Source organism: Streptomyces sp. NPDC051738, from assembly GCF_044453205.1.
GTDB lineage: Bacteria > Actinomycetota > Actinomycetes > Streptomycetales > Streptomycetaceae > Streptomyces.
Map to the genome: position 1 here is coordinate 342,999 of NZ_JBITCM010000010.1, position 6,969 is coordinate 349,967.

The following is a 6,969-nucleotide window of genomic DNA, read 5'->3' on the forward strand; positions in this document are numbered from 1 at the left end:
TCAGTCCACCGTCACGTAGTCAGGGCCGGAGTAGCGGCCGGTGGCCAGCTTCTGCCGCTGCATCAGCAGATCGTTCAGGAGCGAGGAGGCGCCGAAGCGGAACCAGTGGTTGTCCAGCCAGTCCTCGCCCGCGGTCTCGTTGACCAGGACGAGAAACTTGACGGCGTCCTTGGTCGTCCGGATCCCGCCGGCCGGCTTCACGCCGATCTGGATGCCGGTCTGGGCGCGGAAGTCCCGCACCGCTTCCAGCATAAGGAGCGTGTTCGCCGGGGTGGCGTTGACGGCGACCTTGCCGGTGGACGTCTTGATGAAGTCGGCGCCCGCGAGCATGCCGAGCCAGCTGGCCCGCCGGATGTTGTCGTACGTCGACAGCTCACCGGTCTCGAAGATGACCTTGAGCCGGGCGGACGCCCCGCAGGCCTCCTTCACGGCGACGATCTCGTCGTACACCTTCATGTAGTTCCCCGCGAGGAACGCCCCGCGGTCGATGACCATGTCGACCTCGTCCGCCCCCGCCGTGACGGCGTCCCGGACGTCGGCCAGCTTCACGCCGAGGGCGGCGCGGCCGGCCGGGAAGGCGGTGGCGACGGAGGCGACCTTCACGCCGGACCCGGCGACGGCCTCCTTGGCGGTGGCCACCATGTCGGGATACACGCAGACGGCCGCGGTCGCCGGAGTCGTACGGTCGGTGGGGTCGGGGTGCACCGCCTTGGCGCCGAGCGCCCGGACCTTGCCCGGGGTGTCCGCGCCTTCCAGCGTCGTCAGGTCGACCATCGAGATCGCGAGGTCGATGGCGTACGCCTTGGCGGTCGTCTTGATGGAACGGGTACCGAGCGACGCGGCGCGCGACTCCAGGCCGACCGCGTCGACGCCGGGCAGCCCGTGAAGGAAGCGGCGCAGCGTGCTGTCGGACGAGGTGACGTCCGAGAGGGTGTGAGCTGCGGTGGGTGCATTGGTGGGCATGGTCACCAGACGAGCATATCTACGCGCGTAGCGGCTGTACACCCCGGAGGGGTGGATCTGGTGGACGGATCTGGGTGGGGTGGATGGGAGGACGGATCTCAGGGACGGATCTCAGGGACGGATCTCAGGGACGGATCTCAGGGACGGATCTCAGGGACGGATCTCAGGGACGGACCCTGACGACGCCGGGGACCTGCCCCACCCAGGGGCGCGGGGAACTGCGCGACCAGCCCACCACAACCCGCACCCGCGCACAAAGCAGACCGCCCCCGGCGAATAGGCGCCCCGCCAAGCCGCCGGCAGGCATGCGGCACAATCGGCCCCATGACGACCCCCGAGCCCCAGCCCTCCACCCCGGACCCCACATCAAGGGACCGGATCTACCGCTCACCCATGGGCATCGTCGGAGGCGTCCTGCTCCTGGCCCTCGTCCTCTGGCTCGGCATCGACGCCCTGATCCGCGGCGAGGGCCGCACACAGTGGCTCGCACTCGCCGCACTGATCCTCCTCGTGCCGCTCGTGTCCGCGTTCACCCTGCGCCCCGCCGTCTACGCCAACGAGGAGCGACTGCGCATCCGCAACCCGCTCCGCGTCATCGTGCTGCCCTGGGGACAGATCGCCTCACTGCGCTCCGGCTACTCGAACGAGGTCGTCGCCAAGTCCGGCACCAAGTTCCAGCTCTGGGCGATCCCGGTCTCGCTGCGGGCCCGCAAGAAGGCGGCGCGCCAGTCGGCCCAGGCGGCCGCGGACCGGAACGCCGCCGCGCGGGGTGAGCGGCGGCGCCGCGGGGGCGACGGAATGGGGTTCTCAGGGCTCGGGGCCGGGGTGTCGCGGGCGGACCTCGGCGCCGACGGGCCGGTGCGCGCCGAGACCGACAAGATCATCGACGAACTGCGGGAACTCCTGGAGCAACGGGAGAACGAGGAGTCCGCGCAGGGCGAGGTGACCGTGCGGTGGGCGTACGAGGTGGTGGGGCCGGCGCTCGCGGGTGCGGTGTTGCTGCTGATCCTGCTGATCATGCCCTGACCGGCCCCCGCCACCCAGATACCGGATCCAGGAGCACAACCACCTCCACGATCCGAACGTCTGGCAAGCGATGAGTACGAATCCTCGGCAGCCCCTGCCGCTGCCCGCCTCCGCCCTACCCGACGGCTGCCTCCCTTGGGAGGGTGAGCAGACCCGCCGCTGGGTCGGTGCCCTGCCGCCGCGCAGGGTGCCGCTGCGGCTGCGGGCGTCCGTTGTCCTGGCCGTCGTGCCCGCCTCCGGTGTGCTGGCCGGTGCGCTGGCGGTGTTTGCCGGGCTGCCGGGGTGGGCCGCAGCGTGCCTGGCCCTCCAACTCGTCTGGGCGGTGGTGCGGCCCGAGTTCGTAGGGGTGTCGGCGCCCGCCCTCGTCGTTGTCGTGCTGCTTCAGGGCACCGCCCTGCCCTGGGCGGTGAGCCTGGCCGCCGTCCTCGTGCTGCTGTGGGTGACCGCCGTGCTGCGGCTCGTCGCGCGGGTCCGGCAGCGGGAGGCGGCCCGTGCCGCCGCCGGCGGCGTGACCAGCGCCCTGCCGGTCGGCGACGCACCGCTGGAGCGCGGGAAGTTCCTCGCCTGGGTCGGGGTCGTACCGCTCATGGCCGGTGCCGTACTGGTCGCCACCTCCGGCGGGTGGGAGCTCACCGACGACCCGCGGACCACCCCGGCCGTCGGCTGGTTCGTCGTCGGACTCGGCGTCACGGTCCTGGCGTCCGCCGCGCTCGGCCGGTGGCGTGCCGCCGGGCTGCGCCGGGAGCCGGTGCCCGTGCTGCGGGTACTGATGCGGGTGAACACCGAGGTGGACGCCGAGGTGTATGCCGCCGACGACCTGGAGGCGGTGCGGCCGCTGTTCACCGTCGCGACGTCGGAGCTCGACGACGACGATGACGACGACGATGACGACGACGCACACAAGGGCGAAGCCGAAGCCGAAGCCGAAGCCGAATCCGATGACGACGACGAGCGCGACGACGAGGAGACCCAGGAACTCCTGGACCGCCTCAACGCCGATCAGCCCGGCCCCCTCCGGGAAGCCGTCCTCCACGGCCTGCCCTACGACGGCGCCGAGGTGCTGCTCGTCATCGCCGCGGTGGAACCCGACGAGCCGGCGGTCGTGGAGTGGTCCACCGGGCCCGTCCGACCGTTCTCCGAGGGTGCCGTACGGCGTCGGCTCGCGGGGGAGAAGCGTGCGGCGGCGGACGAGGCGCGGCAGCAGGCCGCCATCGAGGACGTCGCCGGGCGGCTGCGCGGGCAGGGGGCCGTGGAGGTGCGGCGGTGGCGGGCCGGGTGGGCCGACTGGCTGTCGGTGGCGCTGGGCGCCGTATGGGTGGGGGTCCTCTTCGTGACCGAGGGTGGGTTCTGGCGGTACGTCCTCGGCGCGCTGCTGGGACTCGGCACGGCCCTGCTGGTGCCGCGCCAACTCGCCTGGAGTGTCACGGCCGACCGCGAGGGGCTGTGGTTCAACGGGCTGCGCAGGACCCGGCACATCGCGTGGGACGACGTGCGGATCGTCGAGAGCAAGGGGCCCGAGCTGAAGATCGGCAGCGGCCGGAGCGTCCTCGGGGAGTGGTCGGTGGACACGCTCCGTTGGCGCCGGCTGGAGCGGAAGGTGGGCCTCGTCCACCCCTACGACCGGCTCGCCGCCGAGGTCACGGCGATGTGGCGGGACCCGGACGCGCGGCCGGCCGACGTGAGCGACGAGCGCCGGCGCGGACGGCCGCTGTGGCCGCTCTCGGTGCTCATCGCGCTGGGGTGGGCGGCGCTGGTGCTCTGGGGGTGAGTCCTGGGCCGTAGGGCGCCCCAGGAGTACCGCAGGCCCCAAGTGCCGGTGGACCCAACCGCCTTGGGCTTCAGGGCGCGGCCGGCCACACCAGGGCCATGTACGCACCGAAGTACGCCGAGCCGACGACCGCCGTCGTGAGGGCCAGCGTGCGGTAGCGGCGGGAGGCGTGGGACAGGTGCAGGGCGACGGGGAGCAGGAGGGGGAAGGCGGGCAGGAGGAAGCGGGCGCGGGGGAAGTAGACGCCGCCGCTGCCCAGGACGATCGCCAGCAGTACGGCCGTGAAGACCAGCAGCGGCACCGGCTGCCGGTCCCCCACCGACAGCCCGAACAGCACCACCGACGCGACCAGCGTGAGCGTCACCATCACCAGGAACAGCTCGGGAGTCGAGTCGCGCGCCAGCAACTGCCGCATCAGACGCAGGGTCTCGCGACCGCCGTCCAACTCGTTGTGCCACAGCCGCTGTACGGCGAAGTAGCCGTCCCAGCGGCCCACGCGCAGGCCCACCCAGCCGACGTATCCGCACCAGCCCAGCGGCGCGATCGCGGCGGCCGCGAGGGCCCGTGCGGAGAAGCGGCGGCGCAGCGCGAGCAGGGCCGCCACCGTGATGGCCGCCGCCACCGCGATGCCGGTCGGGCGGGTCAGGCCGGCGAGTGTCGCGAGCCAGGCCGCGGTGAGGAGGCGGCCGGTGAGGACGGCGTACAGGGACCAGGCCGCGAGCGCCGTGAACAGGGGCTCGGTGTAGCCCATCCACTGCACGAGACCGACCGGGAGCGCGGCCCACAGGACGGTGAGCAGGACGCCCACCCGGCGGCCGTACAGCCGGTCCCCGACGGCGAAGACGCCCCACGCCGCGACGACGGAGGCGATGACGGCGATGGCGAGGCCGGTACTGGCCCGCGTGCCCGGGGTGACCGCCGCGACCGCCTTGATCAGGACCGGGTAGAGCGGGAAGAAGGCGAGGTTGTTGGAGCTGGGGGCGGTGCCGAGTTCGCGCGCGTAGCCGTGGTCGGCGATGCCGAGGTACCAGTCGGCGTCCCACTGCGTCGCCAGGATCGGCCAGACACCGTGGCCCCGGCGGTGCGCCCAGACGGTGAGGAGCGCGAGGCCCGTGCCGCGTACGGCGAGGTAGGCGAGGAGGGCGGGGGCCGCGCGGCGCAGGGCGCGCAGCGGAGCGTGGAGCACACGCGGGGGCGACGGGGGTGACGGGGGCGGGGAACCGGGGGCGGTGGTCGCTCGGGGTGTCGGCCGGGATGCGGTCGTGGACACGGCGGCGGCTCCTGGCGGCTCGGTGACGCGTTTCCGTCCACCGTTGCCCGGGGGCCGGGGCCGGGCGTGGAGCCCAGGTCAACCGCCGTGAGGAAATCACCCGACGGGGTGCCTCCGGATGGGGGCACCCCGTCGAGAACGCTCAGATACCGGACCCCTCAGATACCCGCCGCCGACGACAGGTCCCGCTTGATCGTCGCCAGCAGATCGGCCGCCTTGGCCCGGGCCGCCGGAAGGCCGGCGTGTGTCCCGACCGGGACGACGACCTCCAGGTAGCACTTCAGCTTGGGCTCCGTGCCGCTGGGGCGGACGATGACGCGGGCGCCGTCGAGGGTGTAGCGCAGGCCGTCGGTGGGCGGCAGCGTCTCGGTGCCCTGGGTGAGGTCCTCGGCGCGGGTGATGGCCAGACCGGCGAGCTCGGTCGGCGGCTGCTCGCGCAGCCGCCGCATGGCGCTCGCGATGACCGACAGGTCCTGGACGCGGACCGAGAGCTGGTCGGTGGCGTGCAGACCGTGCTCCACGGCGAGGTCGTCGAGCCGGTCGAGCAGCGTGCGGCCCTCGGCCTTGAGGACGGAGGCCAGCTCGGTGATCAGCAGGGCGGCCGTGATGCCGTCCTTGTCGCGTACGCCCTCGGGGTCGACGCAGTAGCCGAGGGCCTCCTCGTAGCCGTAGCGCAGGCCGTCGACACGGGCGATCCACTTGAAGCCGGTGAGGGTCTCCTCGTATGGCAGCCCCGCCTTCTCGGCGATCCGGCCGAGGAGGGAGGAGGAGACGATGGACTCCGCGAACGTGCCCTGTGCTCCCCGGTCGACCAGATGGGCGGCGAGCAGCGCACCGACCTCGTCGCCGCGCAGCATCCGCCACTCCTCGCCGTCCTTCACGGCCACGGCGCAGCGGTCGGCGTCGGGGTCGTTGGCGATGACGAGGTCGGGGGCGGTCTCGCGGGCCTTGGCGAAGGCGAGGTCCATCGCGCCGGGCTCTTCCGGGTTGGGGAAGGCGACCGTGGGGAAGTCCGGGTCGGGGTCGGCCTGCTCGGCGACGAGCGCGGGAGCGGGGAAGCCTGCGCGGTCGAAGGCGGCGAGGAGGACGTCCTTGCCGACGCCGTGCATCGCCGTGTAGACGGTGCGGGCGGTGCGGGGGGAGTCTGGGGCGAGGACGGCGTCGGTGCGGGCCAGGTAGGCGTCGAGGACGCTGTCGTCGAGGGTCTCCCAGCCCTCGGTGGGGCGGGGGACGACGGTGAGGGACGGGACGGCGGCGATCTCCGCCGCGATGTCGATGTCCGCGGGCGGGACGATCTGGGAGCCGTCGCCGAGGTAGACCTTGTAGCCGTTGTCGCGGGGCGGGTTGTGGCTGGCGGTGACCTCCACGCCGGCGACCGCGCCGAGGTGCCTTATGGCGTACGCCAGGACCGGGGTGGGGAGCGGGCGGGGGAGTACGGCTGCGCGCAGGCCCGCGCCCGTCATCACGGCCGCCGTGTCGCGGGCGAAGTCCTCCGACTTGTGGCGGGCGTCGTAGCCGATGACGACGAGGCCGTGTTCGTGGCCCTGCTTCCTGAGGTACGCGGCGAGGCCTGCGGCGGCGCGGATCACGACGGTGCGGTTCATGCGCATCGGCCCGGCGCCGATCTCCCCGCGCAGGCCGGCCGTGCCGAACTGGAGGGTGCCGCTGAAGCGGGTGGCGAGCTCGTCGACGTCCGCGGCGTCGATGAGCTTGGCGAGCTCGTCGCGGGTCTCCGGGTCCGGGTCCTCGGCGAGCCACGCCTGGGCCCGGGCGATGAGATCGTCGTGCACGTCGGTCAGCCTCTCGTTGTGTGTCGTTCGGAGGGGGTCGGGCGCGGCCCCGGAGGATTTCGCCCCCGCCGCCCCTACCCGTCCCATCCTTCTGGGGCTCCGCCCCAGACCCCGCTCCTCAAACGCCGGAGGGGCTGAGTAGTTCAGCCCGT

5 protein-coding genes are annotated in these 6,969 nt (G+C 73.0%); 2 read left to right on the plus strand and 3 right to left on the minus strand.

Annotated elements, in window-relative coordinates:
• On the minus strand, positions 1-963 hold the full coding sequence (deoC, locus tag ACIA8X_RS25035) for a deoxyribose-phosphate aldolase (protein ID WP_399459151.1): 963 nt from the start codon (positions 961-963) through the stop codon (positions 1-3).
• A 324-nt stretch (positions 964-1,287) separates the two neighbouring features.
• Between deoC and ACIA8X_RS25040 the strand changes: the two genes are divergently transcribed.
• The gene (locus ACIA8X_RS25040) at positions 1,288-1,989 is read left to right on the plus strand and encodes a PH domain-containing protein (RefSeq protein ID WP_399459143.1); all 702 of its coding nucleotides are present in this window, start codon (positions 1,288-1,290) and stop codon (positions 1,987-1,989) included.
• Between the two features lie 70 nt (positions 1,990-2,059).
• A complete protein-coding gene (locus ACIA8X_RS25045) occupies positions 2,060-3,757 on the plus strand; it encodes a hypothetical protein (RefSeq protein ID WP_399459144.1) in 1,698 nt (565 codons plus the stop codon).
• A gap of 70 nt (positions 3,758-3,827) precedes the next feature.
• Here the strand turns inward: ACIA8X_RS25045 and ACIA8X_RS25050 are convergent, their stop codons facing one another.
• Together ACIA8X_RS25050 and ACIA8X_RS25055 are read right to left on the minus strand one after the other, a co-directional pair.
• Entirely contained in the window at positions 3,828-5,027 is a 1,200-nt protein-coding gene (locus tag ACIA8X_RS25050) for a hypothetical protein (RefSeq protein WP_399459145.1), read from the minus strand.
• A gap of 158 nt (positions 5,028-5,185) precedes the next feature.
• Positions 5,186-6,817 carry a phospho-sugar mutase gene (locus ACIA8X_RS25055; RefSeq protein WP_393453897.1) on the minus strand — a complete coding sequence of 544 codons (1,632 nt, stop codon included), beginning with the start codon at positions 6,815-6,817 and terminating at the stop codon, positions 5,186-5,188.
• Positions 6,818-6,969: the final 152 nt, after the last annotated feature.

Coding starts and splice junctions, on each gene's coding strand:
- deoC (WP_399459151.1), bottom strand. CDS start 963: ATGCCCACCAATGCACCCACCGCAGCTCACACCCTCTCGGACGTCACC.
- ACIA8X_RS25040 (WP_399459143.1), top strand. CDS start 1,288: ATGACGACCCCCGAGCCCCAGCCCTCCACCCCGGACCCCACATCAAGG.
- ACIA8X_RS25045 (WP_399459144.1), top strand. CDS start 2,060: ATGAGTACGAATCCTCGGCAGCCCCTGCCGCTGCCCGCCTCCGCCCTA.